14 protein-coding genes are annotated in these 15,659 nt (G+C 69.9%); 5 read left to right on the plus strand and 9 right to left on the minus strand.

Annotated elements, in window-relative coordinates; genetic code table 11:
• Positions 1–3: 3 nt before the first annotated feature.
• The 4 genes from ACZK4S_RS07930 to ACZK4S_RS07945 form a co-directional block, all read right to left on the minus strand.
• Positions 4–1,437 carry a hypothetical protein gene (locus ACZK4S_RS07930; RefSeq protein ID WP_463643916.1) on the minus strand — a complete coding sequence of 478 codons (1,434 nt, stop codon included), beginning with the start codon at positions 1,435–1,437 and terminating at the stop codon, positions 4–6.
• Positions 1,438–1,450: 13 nt separating this feature from the next.
• Positions 1,451–2,296 carry an HNH endonuclease family protein gene (locus ACZK4S_RS07935; RefSeq protein ID WP_143570847.1) on the minus strand — a complete coding sequence of 282 codons (846 nt, stop codon included), beginning with the start codon at positions 2,294–2,296 and terminating at the stop codon, positions 1,451–1,453.
• Positions 2,293–4,074 (minus strand): AAA family ATPase, encoded by a 1,782-nt coding sequence (locus ACZK4S_RS07940; RefSeq protein ID WP_463643917.1) that lies wholly within the window; start codon positions 4,072–4,074, stop codon positions 2,293–2,295. Before ACZK4S_RS07940 ends, ACZK4S_RS07935 begins: the two co-directional genes overlap by 4 nt.
• A 288-nt stretch (positions 4,075–4,362) precedes the next feature.
• Positions 4,363–6,201: an alpha/beta hydrolase family protein gene (locus ACZK4S_RS07945; RefSeq protein ID WP_463643918.1), complete on the minus strand. Its 1,839-nt coding sequence runs from the start codon at positions 6,199–6,201 to the stop codon at positions 4,363–4,365.
• A gap of 154 nt (positions 6,202–6,355) precedes the next feature.
• On the opposite strand from ACZK4S_RS07945, the gene ACZK4S_RS07950 reads away from it, so the two are divergent.
• The gene (locus ACZK4S_RS07950) at positions 6,356–6,835 is read left to right on the plus strand and encodes a DUF3145 domain-containing protein (RefSeq protein WP_463643919.1); all 480 of its coding nucleotides are present in this window, start codon (positions 6,356–6,358) and stop codon (positions 6,833–6,835) included.
• Between the two features lie 69 nt (positions 6,836–6,904).
• Here the strand turns inward: ACZK4S_RS07950 and ACZK4S_RS07955 are convergent, their stop codons facing one another.
• The 5 genes from ACZK4S_RS07955 to ACZK4S_RS07975 all read right to left on the minus strand — a co-directional run bounded on the left by ACZK4S_RS07955 (position 6,905) and on the right by ACZK4S_RS07975 (position 11,753).
• Complete coding sequence (locus tag ACZK4S_RS07955) at positions 6,905–8,161, minus strand: beta-ketoacyl-[acyl-carrier-protein] synthase family protein (RefSeq protein ID WP_463643920.1); 1,257 nt, start codon at positions 8,159–8,161, stop codon at positions 6,905–6,907.
• A 137-nt stretch (positions 8,162–8,298) separates the two neighbouring features.
• Positions 8,299–8,544, minus strand: a complete 246-nt coding sequence (locus tag ACZK4S_RS07960; RefSeq protein WP_143570849.1) for an acyl carrier protein — start codon at positions 8,542–8,544, stop codon at positions 8,299–8,301.
• A 46-nt stretch (positions 8,545–8,590) separates the two neighbouring features.
• On the minus strand, positions 8,591–9,577 hold the full coding sequence (locus tag ACZK4S_RS07965; RefSeq protein ID WP_463643921.1) for a beta-ketoacyl-ACP synthase III: 987 nt from the start codon (positions 9,575–9,577) through the stop codon (positions 8,591–8,593).
• A gap of 4 nt (positions 9,578–9,581) precedes the next feature.
• A complete protein-coding gene (locus ACZK4S_RS07970) occupies positions 9,582–10,508 on the minus strand; it encodes an ACP S-malonyltransferase (RefSeq protein WP_463643922.1) in 927 nt (308 codons plus the stop codon).
• Between the two features lie 156 nt (positions 10,509–10,664).
• Entirely contained in the window at positions 10,665–11,753 is a 1,089-nt protein-coding gene (locus tag ACZK4S_RS07975) for a PucR family transcriptional regulator (RefSeq protein WP_233120681.1), read from the minus strand.
• 128 nt (positions 11,754–11,881) lie between these two features.
• On the opposite strand from ACZK4S_RS07975, the gene cobF reads away from it, so the two are divergent.
• The 4 genes from cobF (at position 11,882) to ACZK4S_RS07995 (ending at position 15,624) form a co-directional block, all read left to right on the plus strand.
• Positions 11,882–12,610 carry a precorrin-6A synthase (deacetylating) gene (cobF, locus tag ACZK4S_RS07980; RefSeq protein ID WP_463643923.1) on the plus strand — a complete coding sequence of 243 codons (729 nt, stop codon included), beginning with the start codon at positions 11,882–11,884 and terminating at the stop codon, positions 12,608–12,610.
• Between the two features lie 99 nt (positions 12,611–12,709).
• Positions 12,710–14,119 (plus strand): alanine/glycine:cation symporter family protein, encoded by a 1,410-nt coding sequence (locus ACZK4S_RS07985; RefSeq protein ID WP_076058653.1) that lies wholly within the window; start codon positions 12,710–12,712, stop codon positions 14,117–14,119.
• A gap of 27 nt (positions 14,120–14,146) precedes the next feature.
• Positions 14,147–14,890 carry a uroporphyrinogen-III C-methyltransferase gene (cobA, locus tag ACZK4S_RS07990; RefSeq protein WP_076058656.1) on the plus strand — a complete coding sequence of 248 codons (744 nt, stop codon included), beginning with the start codon at positions 14,147–14,149 and terminating at the stop codon, positions 14,888–14,890.
• 5 nt (positions 14,891–14,895) lie between these two features.
• On the plus strand, positions 14,896–15,624 hold the full coding sequence (locus ACZK4S_RS07995) for a PHP domain-containing protein (protein ID WP_076058658.1): 729 nt from the start codon (positions 14,896–14,898) through the stop codon (positions 15,622–15,624).
• The last annotated feature ends 35 nt before the right edge of the window (positions 15,625–15,659 follow it).

Here is a 15,659-nt window from a genome sequence, read left to right on the forward strand (position 1 = left end):
GGATCACCCCTCGGCCACGTCCTCGGTGAGGTCGAGCCCTGACGCGGTGCCGTCGTCCGGCACGAGCCTCAGTTGCGGCGCGGGGCGCGGCGCAGTGGAGGCACCGGCGTCGTTGTCCTTCCACTTGTCGGCCAACGCCACCATCCCGGCGGCCCTGTCGTTGATGACCTCCCGCTCGGCGGCGCTCGGCCGGTAGGACGGCAGCGGAGCCGTTGCGCCCGGCCCGGCCAACTCGCTGTACGGGGTGCCTCCGGAGGAGGTGTCGTGGTAGTTGCGCTCCAGCGCGACCAGCCATCGACCGAGCCCGCCCGCAGCCGTCCGGAACCGGATCCACCGGTGGTTGTCCCAGCCCTTGGCCGGCACGACGCCCGGCTGCGGCCCGGCGAAGGTGCGCACGCTCGACGCGGTCCTCTGCTCGCGGGGAGCCTCCTGGTTCGCGGGCTCCGTGTAGTCCACGGCCCAGAGCCGTACCGCGGTGATCAGCACGGGGAAGCTCAGCGACATCCTGGTGGCGACGATCACGGGGAGGTCGTCCTCGGCCGGCCACGGCCGGAGATGCTCCTGGGCGACGGGGGTGACCCCCGGCGCGGGGTGCGCGACCATCCAGTCGACGACCTCAGCAGGAAAGAGGCCGCGGAACTCCTCCGGGTCGAAGAAGAACTCCCTGGTGCTCCAGGGCATCGCCATGGGCTGGTGTCTGGTGAGGTTCGTGGTCATCGTGCGGAGCGTCACCCCGGCGCGTCGCAGGTCGCCGAAGGTCACCGGGGGAGCGGCGGGGTCGCGGCCGGCCAACGACTGGATCTTGGCGTGCAGCCAGGGGGTGAGCGCGGCGCCCTGACCCGCGTCGTCACCGGGCATCCCGGTGCACATCCCGTAGCCGTCCGCGGCCACGCGCCCGAACCGTCGCAGCACCGCCCAGCCGACGGCGGCCGCCACACCGACGAGCAGGACGAGCACGCCACCGACGATCGCGGCCCCGGCGCCGACGCCGTCGCCCAGCCATCCCAGGGCGATGAGCACCAACCCGGGCAGCGCCCCCAGGATGGCCGCAGCGGGGAAGTGGCGCAGGAGCCCGCTGATGATGGCACGCGTCTTGTTGCCGGTGGCCTCCGCAGCCCCGAAGAGGACGTGGAACAGCGGCGCGGCGGTGCGCGTCGGCTGGAAGAAGGTCGCCAACGTGGACCTTCCCCCCTGGCCTGGTTCCGCGAGCTCGGCGGGCATCCGGTCGAGCTCCTCGAAGCCGCCGGTGTGCCGCCCCAGCTCGGCGGCCGCTGCGGCCGCTGCGGCGATGGCGCCGGCGGAGGCGCCGCCCACCTGGCTCAGGCGGTAGGTGCGGGCGAGTTCAGCCACCGCGCGGGGATAGATCACGCCGCTGGTGATGCCGCCTTTCATCACGATGTCGCACGTGAGGCGGGGGTTCCCGTAGCCGTTGGTCATGGTGCTCCTGTCGTCACATGGTGAGTTGATGCTCGAAGAAGTCGTCGACCACTTCACGGCACATGGCCGCATACGGTGCGTCGTCGTTGGTGAACTGCCTGATGTCGCTGATCCGTCGGCGCAACTGTTCCACGAGGGCCTCGTCGTCCGGGTGGCGTTGGACGTTTCGCTGGGCGTCCAGTGCGCTGCGCAGATGCGCCTGGAGCAGGTCCAGCCGTTCGCGCCGGGCACGACGGAGGCCGCGACGCTGCAGGGCGCAGACCTCGATGGTCGCGGCGCCCTTCCTGCTTCCCCGCCGTGGCCCGACCCAGCCGTCCTCGACGGTGCCGGTGCCCCAGGTGAACGTCAGGTGCCTCTCCGGAAAGTCGAGGTAGGGGTGCAGTACCAGCCGCTTCTCGCGGCGCTCCTCGCCGGGGGCGGTGGCACGGGTGGTCTCCGACGCGAGCGGGAACGCGTTGGCCTTCCCCACGGTGCGCGTTTCGGCACCGGGGAGTTCCTGCCTGCGGCCGCTGTTGCAGTCGGTGCACGACGGCAGCAGGTTGGTCCATTCGCTGGCGAGCCAGTAGTAGCCGGGCGGCACCAGGGTGCCGTTGATGGTGACGGCACCCTTGGGCCGGTAGTGCTCGATGGCCATCTGCTGGCTGGAGGCGTAGTAGGTCTCGCAATAGGCGCACTTCCCGAAGAACGCCTCGGTCAGCGTGGGCCTGATGTCATCGGCCTTGTAGGCGCGGAACCCGGTGGTCGCGTAGGGCGTCCTGCCGTCCCACCGCTGGTAATAGCTCAGAATCTTCTCGCGCTCCCGGAGCGTCTCCACGCTCGACGAACTCTTGGGCGGCTTCGGACGTTTGACCCGCCTCATCGCCAACTCCGGGGGAGGTGTTCATCCCAGAGCGCCGTCAGGCGGGCGGTGACCTCAGCCGTGGTGGGTGCCTCCGCGTCGCCGCTCTGGCGGCGGGAGGCGATGTAGTCGTCCGCCGAGGCCAGGAGCAGCCGCTCACGTTCGGTGGTGCCCAACTGCTCCAGGGCGTCGAGCCGGGAGCGGACGTGCTCGAGCCGCACCGCCTCCTCGTCGGTGGGCTTCGTCAGGGCCTTCAGCCTGTAGTACTGCTCCCACAGTTCCGCGACCTCGGGGTCATCGGTGCTGCCAAGGCCGAAATGTTCAGAGGTGAGCAACTGTTCGATGCTCATGCCGGTCACCGGCGGGAGGTCGGTCAGTGTGATGACGTCGCCGTCGTTGTTGCGCCGCACCACGACCACCTCCCCGTCGACGATGCCACGGAGGCAGAGGGGGTCGTGCGTGGTCACGACGAACTGCACGCGGGGCAGCAGGTCACGGAGAGCGCCGACGATGCGCAGTCGCCAGCGGGGGTGCAGGTGCGCGCCGATCTCGTCGAGCAGGACGATGCCCTCTGCCAGCGAGGCGTGGCTCCACAGCCGCAGGACGCTGCGGAGGATGTCGCAGGCCATCACCACCATGGACTGGTAGCCGTCGCTGAGGGAGGCGAGGTCGGAGATCGAGCTACCCTGCCGCAGGATGATCCGCCCATGCCGACGCTCCAGGCCGGATGACGGGTCCAGCGCGAGCATCCCGTGGATGCCACGGGAGACATCACCGAACGTCGCGTCGTCGAGGGTCAGGAGCCAGGCTGTGGGGTCCGTGAGGGGGAGCAGTGGGTCGAAGAGGTTGTCGACCCGCACCACCCGGTCGTCCGGGCCCGGTGGCGCTCCCCGCGTCCGGAGCCTCGTGGCGCCGTACCCCAACAGCAGGGCGGGGACGGGTTCGGGGCCGGTGAACTCCGTGTCACCTTTCGCCCAGGCGAGTTCGAGCGGTTCGGTGCGGCCGGAGAGGTAGACCTGCACCAAGCCCTTGCGCGCCCCGTGCCGCAGGTACGCTCGGGCGTCGATGCTCAGGGCGCGCCGCTGGTCGCCGCCCATCAGCGTGAGAGCGAGGGCGTGGAGCACCGAACTCTTCCCGGAACCGTTCTCGCCGAGCAGCACCGTCCAGGGCCCCCGGCCGCTGGTGGACCTGGAGAAGTCGAGGTCCAGGTCGCGGATGGGCCGGAAGTTCCTGATGACCACGCGCTCGATCCACTGCGCCGTTCCGAAGTACTGCTCCTGACCCGCGACGGCGGAGCTCAGGTCGTATCCCTGGCTCGGCGTCGGTGGCAACTCGGGGCCGACGGGCGGCGCTTCCGCCATCGCGAACCGCATCGTGCTCCGGCCCGTCTGTCGACGCAGCGTGCGGAACGACTCGTCGTCGGCGTCCCACTCTCCTTCACCCACCGCGTGCCTGGCGCGGACGAGCGCCTCTCGGTTGAGCGCCAGGAGGTCGATGGTGACCCGGCCCCGCTCCGTGAGGGGCTGCACGGTGCCGTCCGGTGCGTGCCGCAGATGCAGGACCGGATCGTCGAGGAGCGGATCCAGCAGGAGGGCTTCCTCGTCGACCAGTTCTTCGGGCGTCGTGGCACGGGTCCCCACCACCGGGAAGCGGGTGCCGCGCATGCGGATGCAGTCCGGGCAGGCGGGGAAGGGGTTCTCCCAGCTGTAGGCGAGCCATCCGTAGGCAGCGAGGTCGGCCGAACCGTCCCACACCGACGGCGCCCCATGCCGGGCGGTGCTGCGTGGTGGTCGCCGCATCGCTGCCGTGCGCCTCCACGGGCCGTTCGCAGTAGGCGCAGGTTCCCCGGGTCATCTCCAGGAGCGTGGCCAAGACCTCAGGGTCCCGCAGCACCTCGTGCAGTGGGGGCGCGCCGCCCGCCTGCTGCGCGACGACGGCGTCGTGCGTGCCGGCGAGCTCCTGCCTGACTGCCGCCAGGACGCGTGGTTCCTCCGGACGTTGCAGCATGTTCCCCCCTGCCCCTTGTGGGGATTATCCACGCCCCACGGGGGAGAAGGGAAGGCATTGCCGAGCCGACAAGGACAGGGTCAGTCGAGGTTCTCGATCTCCAGCACCGGCACGTCGCTGCTGTGGCGCATGCCGAAGACCTGCTCCAGGAAGGAGACCTGAGCTTCGAGAGCCGCACGCCGCGCGGCCATGCCCCGGAAGCCGTGGCCCTCGCCGTCGAACATCACGAGCGCCAGCGGAAGGCCCTTGGCCCGCACGGCGTCGGCGAGCTGCTCCGCCTGGGCGGGCGGCACCACCTTGTCGTCGCGGCCCTGGAGCACCAGCATGGGGGTGCTCAGGTTGTCGAGGTGGTTGATGGGGGAGCGTTCCTCGTAGCGGTCGCGGCCCTCCGGCCACGGGGCGATCAGGCCGTCGAGGTAGCGCGACTCCGCCTTGTGGGTGTCGGTGGCCAGCGTGGGCAGGTACCCGATGCCGTACCGGCTGACGCCCGCGGCGTAGACGTCGGTGGTGGTGAGCGAGCGCAGCGTCGTGAAGCCGCCGGCGCTGCCGCCGGTGATCGCGACGCGGGCGGGGTCTGCCAGCCCCTGGCCGGTGACCTCGCAGACGGCGGCGGCCACGTCGTCGACGTCGAGGTCGCCCCAGCGCCCGCGCAGGCGGTTGCGGTACTCCCGGCCGAACCCCGTGGAGCCGGAGTAGTTCACATCCAGCACCGCGAACCCGCGCGACACCCAGAACTGGGTGGCGGCGTTGTAGGAGGCGGTGGCCATCGACGTCGGGCCGCCATGTGTGAGCACGATCATGGGCGGGTTGGTGAGCTCGGGGCGGTACAGCCAGGAGTGCACCGGACCGGCCGGTCCCTCCGCCCAGATGGCGGAGGGGGCGGCCACGAACTCCTCCGCGATGCCCGAAGGCCCCGCGAGCGCGAGGTTGCCGCCACCGGAGCGCAACTCGACGAGCGTGGCAGGCCGGTCAGCCCATTCGGCCACGACATAGAGGCAGTCGCCGTACGCGGCGATGGATTCGATGTCGGTGGTGCCCACCAGCGGCTCGGTCACCTCGCCGGTCTCGACGTTCCAGAGGGCGAGAGTGCCCTTGCCGTCGATGTACTGGACCGTTGCCAGCGTGTTGTCGCGCGTGACGGCCGCGACGGGCCGGTTGAGCACCCAGGTGGGGCCGGCGCAGTCGCGGTCCACCCGCCACTCGTTGCCGTGGTGCACGCGCCAGTTCCAGAATCCGGACTCGTCGGTGACGTAGGCGCACGCCTCCATTTCGGGGAGCCCGACGGGGTACTGGGCGGACACGCCGTCGCGGCCGTAGAGCAGGTCCGCGTCCCACCAGTCGCCGATGGGCGCCCGCCACACCTCCGCGGTGTCCCAGCTCATCGCCGGGTGGTTCCACTGGTACCAGGCGACGAAGTGCCCGGCCACCGTCGGCCCCGCGTAGAAGTCGGCACCCGTGGCGATGACCCGCCCGGCGTCCGGCTCGTCGTCGTCCAGGCTGAGGGTGACGATCTCGGTGCGGGGCTCGGGTTCAGCAGAGTGGTCCTCGCGCACGGCGAGGACGAAACCGTTGGCCACGCTGAGGTGCAGGCCCCCGTAGACGTACCGGGAATCCGCCGGCGTGAGGGGCCGCCGCGTGCCGTCGGCGTCGAGCAGCCAGACGCGGCGGGTGCGGTCGTCGCAGTAGACGAGGAGTTCGCGGTTGGCCGAGTAGGCACCGCCGCCGTACTCCATGGTGCGGGAGCGGACGTTGGCCTCCGGGGTCAGATCGCTGACCGCGCCGTCGTGGCTGCGCTGCCGCACGGTGACGCGGCCGTCCTCAGCGGCGATCGTGGCGAGCCACAGCACACCGTTCCTGGTGGCCTGCACCTGGGAGATGGCGTCCGGGTAGTTCAGTACGGATTCGAGGCTCGCACGCATGGGTCTTGTCTATCGCATTGCGTGTCGCTTGGAAACCTGGGCACAATGGGGGCACACCGCCTGGCTGGGCTCGATCGCAGGGGAAGGCAATCCAGCCCAACCAGGAGGTACAACCGAGATGAACGCTCGTCACACGGGTAGCCAGGCGCAGGGGATGATCCTCATTCATTCCGCGTCTGCCGCGCTGTGCCCGCACATCGAATGGGCCCTCGGGTCGGCGCTCGGCCGCCGCATTGAACTCTCCTGGACGCAGCAGCCTGCAGAGGCGGGCGCGCGTCGCTCCGAATACTCCTGGGCGGGCAACGTCGGCTCCGGCGCCGTGCTGTCGTCGACCCTGGCGCAGATCGGACACCTACGCTTCGAGGTGACCGAGGAACCGACGGCGGGCGCGGACGGCCAGCGGTACTGCTTCACCCCCTCGCTCGGAGCCTTCACGGCCCAGGTGGGTGTGCACGGCGACATCCTCGTGCCCGAGGACCGCCTGCGCCACGCCATAGCGAACGACGCCCTGGGTGGCGAACCGATCCACCACGCGCTCGACAAGCTGCTGGGCGTGCCGTGGGACGAGGAACTCGACGTGTTCCGCTACGCCGCCGAAGATTCCCCCGTGCGCTGGCTGCACCAGGTCGTCTGACCCTGGACAGCGAACAGTTCGGGCCTGTGCAGCATTCGCCGCACAGGCCCGAACTGGTTCAGCAGGAGGTCAGTCAGTGATGTTCTCGTTGCTCACCACGACGGCCACGTTGTGGCCGCCGAAGCCGAACGAGTTGTTCACGGCGGCGAGGTCACCCTCGGGCAGCGTGCGGTTCTCCGTGGCCACGTCGATCCCCAGATCGGGCTCGATGTTGTCGACGTTGATGGTGCCCGGCACGATGCGGTTCTTCAGCGACAGCACCGTGGCCAGGGTCTCGAGCGCGCCCGCGCCACCGAGGAGGTGGCCGGTCATCGACTTGGTGGAGTTCACCACGACATGGTCGACGTGGCTGCCCAGCGCCTTGCGGATCGAGCCCGCTTCCGTCACGTCGCCCTGAGGGGTCGAGGTGCCGTGGGCGTTGATGTGCACGATCTCGGCCGGCGTCAGGCCGGCTTCCTGGAGGCCACGGGTCATCGCGAGGGACTGGCCGTAGCCGTCCGGGTCCGGCTGCACCAGGTCGTGGCCGTCCGCGGATATGCCCGCACCGCGCACGGTGCCGTAGATCTTCGCCCCGCGGGCTTTGGCCGCATCGAGGCGCTCCAGCACCATGATGGCGGCACCTTCGGCGAGCACGAAGCCGTCGCGGTCCACGTCCCACGGTCGCGACGCGCGCGTGGGCTCGTCGTTGCGGCGCGAGAGCGCCTGCATCTTGGCGAACGCTCCCAGCGGCAGCGGATGGATCACGGCCTCGCCGCCGCCCACCACGACGATGTCGGCCCGGCCCAGCCGGAGCATGTCCATGCCCCAGGCGATCGCCTCGTTGGATGACGCGCAGGCGGACACGGGGGTGTGGATGCCGGCGCGGGCGCCGAGCTTCAGGCCGAGGTTGGCGGCCGGGGCGTTGGCCATCAGCATGGGGATGGTGAAGGGGGACACGCCGCGCAGACCCTTGTCGCGCATGCCGTCCCAGTTGCCGAGCAGCGACTGGAGACCGCCGATGCCGGTGGCGCAGACGACGCCCAACCGGTCGCGGTCCACAGGGTTGTCCTCGCCCAGACCGAAGCCGGCGTCGGCCCAGGCCGCGAGGCCGGCGACGAGCACTAGCTGCGTGGAGCGGTCGAGTTTGCGGGCCTCGACCCGCTCGATGACCTCGCTCGGGTCGACGGCGACCTTGGCGGCGATGCGGGAGGGGAGGTCCTGCGCCCATTCCTCATCGAGGGCGGTGACGCCCGACCGGCCTGCCAGGAGGCCTTCCCAGGTGCTGGTGACGTCGCCGCCCAGCGGCGTGGTGGCACCGATGCCGGTGATCACAATCGCGTCGGACATGTTTCTCCTCAGAGGCGTGGGATGAGTTGGGGTGAGAGGGGAGCGGGGTCAGAGCCGGCGTCTCACGGGACACCCAGCACCCGGTTGGTGCACCCCGTGAGAAACCGGGAACCGGTCTCTCACGGGGTTCTACTTCGTCAGTTGGCGCCGCGCTCGATGTAGGCGACAGCGTCGCCCACGGTCTTGAGGTTCTTGGCGTCCTCGTCGGGGATCTCCATGTCGAACTTGTCCTGGAGGTCGTTGATGATCTCGAGCATCGAGAGGGAATCGACACCGAGGTCGTCGACGAACGACTTGTCCTGGGTCACGTCCTCGACCGCGTTGCCGTTGATGTCGTTGACGACCTCGGCGATACCGGCGCGGATCTCTTCAGTGCTGGCCATGATGGCTCCTTACTTTCTGGTGGTGGGAATGGGTTGAGTGTAGGGGTCAGGGCAGGATGACGGTCTGGCCTGCGAACACGAGGCCCGCGCCGAAACCGATGATCAGAGCGCTGTCCCCACTCTTGGCCTGCCCGGACTTGAGCAGGGCCTCCATCGCCAGCGGAACCGAAGCCGCAGACGAATTGCCCATGCGGATGATGTCGCGGCCGACCACGACGTCCTCGGGCAGCTTGAGGTGACGCAACATCGAATCCGTGATCCGGTTGTTGGCCTGGTGGGGGATGAAGCAGTCGAGCTCTTCGGGCGTCAGGCCCGAGGCTTCGAGGGTTTCCACGGCCTTCTCGACGATGGAGCCGGTGGCCCACTTGAAGACCTCACGGCCATCCATGTGGATGTGGGGCGTGGTGCCGGCCTCGAGGGTGCGCCAGTCGTCGATCTCGATGACGTCGTGCGCTTCGGGCTTGGAGCCCCAGACGGTGGGGCCGATGGCCGGTTCGTCCGAGGGGCCGATGACAACCGCGCCGGCTCCGTCGGAGAACAGGAACGCGGTGGAGCGGTCGTCGATGTCGGTGTAGCGCGAGAGGACCTCGACGCCCAGCACGAGCACATGCTGGGCAGTGCCTGCCCGGACAAGGCCCTCGGCGACACCGACGCCGTAGCAGAAGCCGGCGCACGCAGCGGAGATGTCGAAGGCTGCGGGGGCGGTCATGCCCAGCTTCGCGGCCAGAATCGCAGCCAGCGAGGGGGTCTGCATGAAATGGGACACCGTCGAGACGATGATGGCGTCGATGTCGGCGGGCTGGAGCCCGGCGCGCTCGATGGCCTTGGCTGCGGCCTCCACGCCCAGCGTCTCGGCGTCCTCACCGTCGGCGGCCCAGCGACGCTCGGTCATGCCGGTGCGCTGCTGGATCCACTCCGGGGTGGAGTCGATCATCGTGCACATTTCTTCGTTGGTCACGACGCGGCTGCCACGTGCGCCGCCCACTGCCAGGATTCGCGCGTACTGCGCGCCGGTTGCGGTCTTCAGTGCCACTGGGTCACTCCGATTCGGTGTGGTTCTGGACGAAGCTGCGGGCCTCGTCGAGTTGGTCTGGGGTATTGAGGTTGAACAGTTCGACGCCCTTGAGGTTGCGCTTGGCGATGCCTGTGAGGGTGCCGGCAGGGGTGAGTTCGAGCAGCCCGGTGACGCCGCGCCCGGCCATGGCCTCCATGCAGAGGTCCCAGCGCACGGGGTTGGCCACCTGGTTGACCATCCGCTGCAGCGCGTCGGCGCCCGAGCCGACGACGGCCCCGTCCCGGTTCGACAGCAGGGCTGTCACGGGCTCGCCGGGCGTCACGCCCGCGGCCACTGAGGTGAGGTGGGCGACGGCGGGCTCCATGTGCACGGTGTGGAAGGCGCCCGCCACGCTCAGGGGGAACAACCGGGCCCGCTTCGGGGCGTTGGCGGCGAGTTCCTCGAGTTGTTCGACGGTGCCCGCGGCCACGATCTGGCCGGAACCGTTGTTGTTCGCGGGGGTGAGGCCCGCGGCCTCGATGGCGGCCAGCACCTCGTCGCGGTCGCCGCCGATGACGGCGGTCATGGAGGTGGGCCGCGCGGCGGAGGCCTCCGCCATGGCCCGGCCCCGCTCGCGCACCAGCACGAGCGCGTCCTCGTCGGTGATGGCACCGGCCAGCGCCATGGCGGCCAGTTCGCCGACGGAGTGCCCGGCGAACAAACCCACCGTGGCCGCGTCGTCGCCGAGCAGCGCCCGGCCGCTCAGCAGCGCCGAGGCGACCAGGAGGGGCTGGGCGATGGCGGTGTCGCGGATGGTGTCGGCGTCGGCCTCTGTCCCGTAGTGGGCGAGGTCGATGCCGCTCACCTCGGACAGCCGCGCCAACTGCTCAGCGAGCGCGGGGTCGGCAATCCAGGGGGCGAGGAATCCGGGGGTCTGGGCACCCTGTCCGGGCGCGACGATGACAAGCACATGACAACCCTGCCTGCTCGCCGTCCGGGAAGCGGGATCGAATGTCACGAAAATCCCCCTGCCGCCGTTGTCACTTCCCGACAACACCATGTCGGCCCGCACGCGCGGTGGCGAGGGGAAGCGTTGTCGGTAGCGGTGAATTGCGCGGCGGTGATTTCAGCCGTGGAGGCGGCCGAGGGTGATGGCCAGCCGCAGCACGTAGGCCTCGCGCGGATCCGCAGGGTTGTAGCCGGTCACGTCCTGGATGCGCTTGAGGCGGTACCGCACGGTGTTGGGGTGCACGAAGAGCGCACGGGCCGTGGCTTCCATCGATGAGCCGCAGTCGAGGAACCCGACGCACGTCTCGAGGAGTTCCTTGCTGGCCGCCAGCGACGGGTAGATCTCGCCGGACAGGATGCGGCGGGCGTGGCCGTCGCCGGCCAGCGCACGCTCGGGGAGCAGGTCCTCGGACAGCAGAGTGGTGGGGCCCTCCGGCCAGGCCTTGGCGGCGCGGTACCCGGAGGCTGCTGCGCGGGCCGACTTGGGCGCACCGGCGAGGTTGTCGACGGTGGGGCCGACGACGACGGGGCCAGGCGCGAAATGCTCCTGCAACTGGCTGATCCGCTCGCAGGCCTCCACCGGGTCGCTGACCCGGTCGCCGCCGAAGATGCACACGAGGCGGTCGCCCTGCGGCGCGGCCAGCACTTCCAACGAGAGCTTCGCCGCGGCGCGGCGCAGACCGTCGAGCACGTCGGTCTCCGGCGCGCCACCGATGGCGACGGCGACCTTCGAATCCGTGTCCCAGCCCAGCGTCGAGGCGCGCGACATGACGGATTCGTCGGTCTCGGCCCGCACGACGGCGTCGACGATGGTGGCCTCGATGCGGGAATCCCAGGCGCCGCGGGCCTCGGCGGCGCGCGCGTAGATGGCGGCGGCCGCGAAGGCGATCTCCCGCGAGTAGTGCACGATGCCGAACTGGAGCGGCTGGCGGTCACCGCGGGGGAGGAGGTGCTGGATCTGCTCCTCCACCACCTCCGTCGTCGTGCGGACGAGGTCCACCGTCTGCTGCAGCGAGATGCGGCGGGCCATGGCGCGGGGGGCGGCGTCGAAGACGGATTCGGGCACGAAGGGTTCGCCCGAGAACCAGGTCACGAACCCGTCGATGCCGGAGCGGGCGAGGACGCCGATCCAGGAGCGCGACTCCGCGTCCAGCTGTCCGAACCACTCGTGGCGTGCCACCAGGGCGGTCAGTGTCGCCGTGTTCATCTCGGACGTGGCGCCGGCGAGCCGTTTCAGCAACCCTGAGCGTGCACGTGCAGACGAGATGAGCGCAGGGGCGGTGCCGGGACGGGGATCCATCCGGCCAGCCTAGTGGTGTCGCTAGGGTGGTCCCCGTGAGTCACGAGGTATTGGTCATCGGCATGGGTCCCGGCGGTTTCGGCCAGCTGACGCTGGACGCGGTCGAGGCGATGAACCGCGTCGATGCCTTCGTGGTGGCGGATCACCGGGAGGACCGCTCGGATCTGGTCTGGCGCCGCAGCGAACTGATCCGCCGGCACGTGCGGCACGCGCACCGCATCATCACGGTGCTCGACCCCGCCCACCAGTACCCCGACGACGACCTCGACGCCGCACGGCTGGCCACCTACGTGCAGATCCTCAGCGGCCTGCCGGACGGCACGGTCGTCGGCTTCCTCGCCTGGGGGGACCCGGCGCTGTACGACTCGATCCTGCGCGTGATCGACGCGCTGCGCGCCTCCATGTCGCTGCAGGTGAAGGTCATCCCGGGGGTGAGCGCCCTCCAGGTGCTCGCCGCGGCCCACCAACTGGCGCTGCACGGTGCGCCCGTGCACCTCACCACCGGTCAGCGCCTGCTGGCCGAATACCGCCCGGACCTGGGTGACGTCGTGGTGTTCGAGGACCCGGCGCTGGCCTGCCGTGGCCTCGTCGCGGAGTTCCCGGACCTGGAGATCTACTGGGGGGCCTACCTCGGTTCGGATGACGAAGTGCTCGCCAACGGGCCATTGGCGAAGGTCATCGACGAGATCTCGGCGCTGCGCGCCCAACTCCAGCAGCATCACGGGTGGGTGCACGACACCTACCTCCTCCGCCTGCCTGCCTGAAAACGCTGCGCGACACGACGGTGAATTCGCCCCCGGGCGGGCCCGCAGGTTGCTAGCTTGTCTCCGTCAACGGTGAAAACGCACACGGAGGGACCCACCATGGATCGGCTGCAGGAGATTCTGGACGCTGTCGCGGGGTTCGTATGGGGACCCTGGCTCCTCATCCCGTTGCTGCTGCTCACCGGCCTCTGGCTGACGATCAAGCTGCGCGGCATCCAGTTCCGCACCCTGGGCTCCGCCCTGCGGCTCGCGCTACTGGAGCGGCACGACAAGGACGCCGAGGACGGCGACATCTCGCAATACCAGGCGCTCACCACGGCGCTGGCCGCCACGGTCGGCGTCGGCAACATCGTGGGCGTCGCCACGGCCATCGCGATCGGCGGCCCCGGCGCCCTGTTCTGGATGTGGGTCACCGGCCTGGTCGGGATGGCGTCGAAGTACTCCGAAGCGTTCCTCGCGGTGCGCTTCCGCACGGTCGACGCGAAGGGCGAGTCGTCCGGCGGCCCGCAGTACTACCTCAAGAAGGCGCTGCCCGGTGGCTGGGGTGTGGCGCTCAGCATCGTCTTCGCCGTCTTCGCGGTGCTGGCCAGCTTCGGCATCGGCAACATGACCCAGGGCAACGCGGTCGCCGCCAACCTGCACGACGCGTTCGGCGTGCCCGTCACCATCTCCGCCATCGTGATGGCGGTCCTCGTGGGACTCGTGATCCTCGGCGGCATCCGTGTCATCGGCACCGTCACAGCGGCGCTGGTCCCGGTCATGATCGTGTTCTACGTGCTCGGGGCGCTCTACATCCTGGTGGTGAACTTCGCGGAGCTCCCCACCGCGCTCGGCCTCATCTTCGGGCAGGCGTTCACCGGCAGCGGTATCGCCGGCGGAACGTTCGGCTCGTTGATGCTGGCGGTCCAGATGGGTGTGGCCCGCGGCATCTTCTCCAACGAGTCCGGCATGGGATCGGCGGCCATCGCCGCGGCCGCGGCCAAGACCACGCACCCGGTGCGCCAGGGCCTCGTCTCGATGACCCAGACCTTCATCGACACGCTCATCGTCGTGTCCTGCACCGGCCTGGTCCTGGTCACCACCGGTGTGTGGGACGCCGACGCGAGCCCCGCCGTCCTCACCTCCATGGCCTTCAGCCACGGGCTACCCGGCCAGTGGGGCGGCTACGTCGTGGCCATCGGCGTGATCCTGTTCGCGTTCTCCACCATCATCGGCTGGTCCTACTACGGCGACCGCTGCGTGGAGCGCCTCTTCGGGGCGAGGATGACGATCGTCTACCGCATCGCGTTCACCGTCGTGGTCTACATCGGCGCCACCGTCCCGCTGGGCATCGTCTGGTCGTTCTCCGACATCATGAACGGCCTCATGGCGCTGCCGAACCTCATCGGCCTCCTCGTCCTCTCGGGCCTGATCGCCCGGGAGACGGCCCACTATCTGAAGCACGACCCCAAGTTGCGGGCCACGAAGGCCGACGTGGACGCCTTCATGGGAGACCAGGTCAAAGCCTGAGGCGTCGCCGCACTAGGCTGTGCGCCCATGAACGAAACGAGCACCGGCCACGTCACACTGCTCGGCGGTGGCCCTGGCGATCCTGACCTCATCACCGTCGCCGGGTTGAAAGCCCTCCAACGGGCCGATGTGATCGTCTACGACCGCCTCGTCCCGCTACAACTGCTCGATGAGGCCAAGGCCGGCGCCGAACTCATCGAGGTGGGAAAGGTGCCGCGCGGGCCGTTCACGCCGCAGGAGCGGATCAACGAGATCCTGATCGAACAGGCCTCCGCGGGGCGCGACGTGGTGCGGTTCAAGGGAGGCGACTCCTTCGTGTTCGGCCGCGGGGGAGAGGAGTGGCTGGCGCTCCAGGAGGCCGGTATCACCGTCTCGATCATCCCCGGCATCTCCTCGTCCATCGCCGCCGCGGAACTGGCCGGCATCCCCGTGACCCACCGCGGCGTCGCAACCGGCTTCACCGTCGTGGCGGGCCACGTCGGCCCGAATGACGAACGCAACGACGTGGCGTGGGACAAGCTCGCCACGGCGGGCAACACCATCGTCATCCTCATGGGGGTGAAGAACCTGCCGGAGATCACCGCCACCCTCATCGCGGCCGGCCTGCCCGCGGACACGCCCGCCGCCGTGGTGGCCGATGCGGGCCTGCCCACCATGCAGGTGGTGCGCGGCGATGCGACCGGCATTGCGGCGCTCGCCGCGGAGGCGGGCATCCGGCCCCCGGCCGTCACCGTGCTCGGTAGCGTCGCGGGCCTCGGCATCGGGGTGTGAGCGGGATGGAACTGCGCGGCGACCTCCACACCCACACCACCTGGTCCGACGGCGGGGCCGGCCTCGCGGAGATGACCGCAGTCGCGGAGGCGCTGGGCCATGAGTATCTGGCCATCACGGACCATTCGCCGCGCCTCAAGGTGGCCCGTGGGCTGAGCCGCGAGCGCCTGCTGGCCCAGTGGGACGAGATCGACGAGATCCAGGAGCAGCGCGAGATCCGGATCCTCAAGGGCATCGAGGTCGACGTGCTCTCTGACGGCGCCCTGGACCAGGGGCCGGACCTCCTCGCCCGGCTGGACGTGGTCGTCGCCTCCGTCCACTCCAGGCTCGACGACGACGAAGCCACGATGACCAGGCGCATGATCGCCGCCGTCGCCAACCCGCACACCACCGTGCTGGGCCACTGCACCGGCAGGAAACGCCGCTCCGACGGTTCCTGGCGGGGCGAGTCACGCTTCGACGCCGACCTGGTGTTCGCCGCCTGCGAAATGTTCGGCGTCGCCATCGAGATCAACTCGCGGCCGGACCGGGCCGATCCCCGGCTCGAACTACTGGAGCTCGCCAACGACATCGGCTGCCTGTTCGCCATCAGTACCGACGCGCACGCCCCGGACCAGTTGGGCTACCTGCCCCTGGGGGCCACCCGGGCAACCGAAGCCGGCATCCACCCGGACCGCATCATCACGACCTGGCCTGCGGAGGAACTCCTGAGGCACTCCAACCGGCACCGTTGACGTCGGTCGGCAGCGGCAGGGTCAACCGGTGGATA

It is taken from the genome of Tessaracoccus zhenghani (assembly GCF_055326325.1).

Bases quoted from the DNA above. Each gene is read 5' to 3' on its own strand.
- ACZK4S_RS07950 (WP_463643919.1), top strand. From the start codon at position 6,356: ATGATCCTCATTCATTCCGCGTCTGCCGCGCTGTGCCCGCACATCGAA.
- cobA (WP_076058656.1), top strand. From the start codon at position 14,147: ATGAACGAAACGAGCACCGGCCACGTCACACTGCTCGGCGGTGGCCCT.
- ACZK4S_RS07995 (WP_076058658.1), top strand. From the start codon at position 14,896: ATGGAACTGCGCGGCGACCTCCACACCCACACCACCTGGTCCGACGGC.
- ACZK4S_RS07945 (WP_463643918.1), bottom strand. From the start codon at position 6,201: ATGCGTGCGAGCCTCGAATCCGTACTGAACTACCCGGACGCCATCTCC.
- ACZK4S_RS07930 (WP_463643916.1), bottom strand. From the start codon at position 1,437: ATGACCAACGGCTACGGGAACCCCCGCCTCACGTGCGACATCGTGATG.
- ACZK4S_RS07955 (WP_463643920.1), bottom strand. From the start codon at position 8,161: ATGTCCGACGCGATTGTGATCACCGGCATCGGTGCCACCACGCCGCTG.
- ACZK4S_RS07985 (WP_076058653.1), top strand. From the start codon at position 12,710: ATGGATCGGCTGCAGGAGATTCTGGACGCTGTCGCGGGGTTCGTATGG.
- ACZK4S_RS07940 (WP_463643917.1), bottom strand. From the start codon at position 4,074: ATGCGGCGACCACCACGCAGCACCGCCCGGCATGGGGCGCCGTCGGTG.
- ACZK4S_RS07960 (WP_143570849.1), bottom strand. From the start codon at position 8,544: ATGGCCAGCACTGAAGAGATCCGCGCCGGTATCGCCGAGGTCGTCAAC.
- ACZK4S_RS07935 (WP_143570847.1), bottom strand. From the start codon at position 2,296: ATGAGGCGGGTCAAACGTCCGAAGCCGCCCAAGAGTTCGTCGAGCGTG.
- ACZK4S_RS07975 (WP_233120681.1), bottom strand. From the start codon at position 11,753: ATGAACACGGCGACACTGACCGCCCTGGTGGCACGCCACGAGTGGTTC.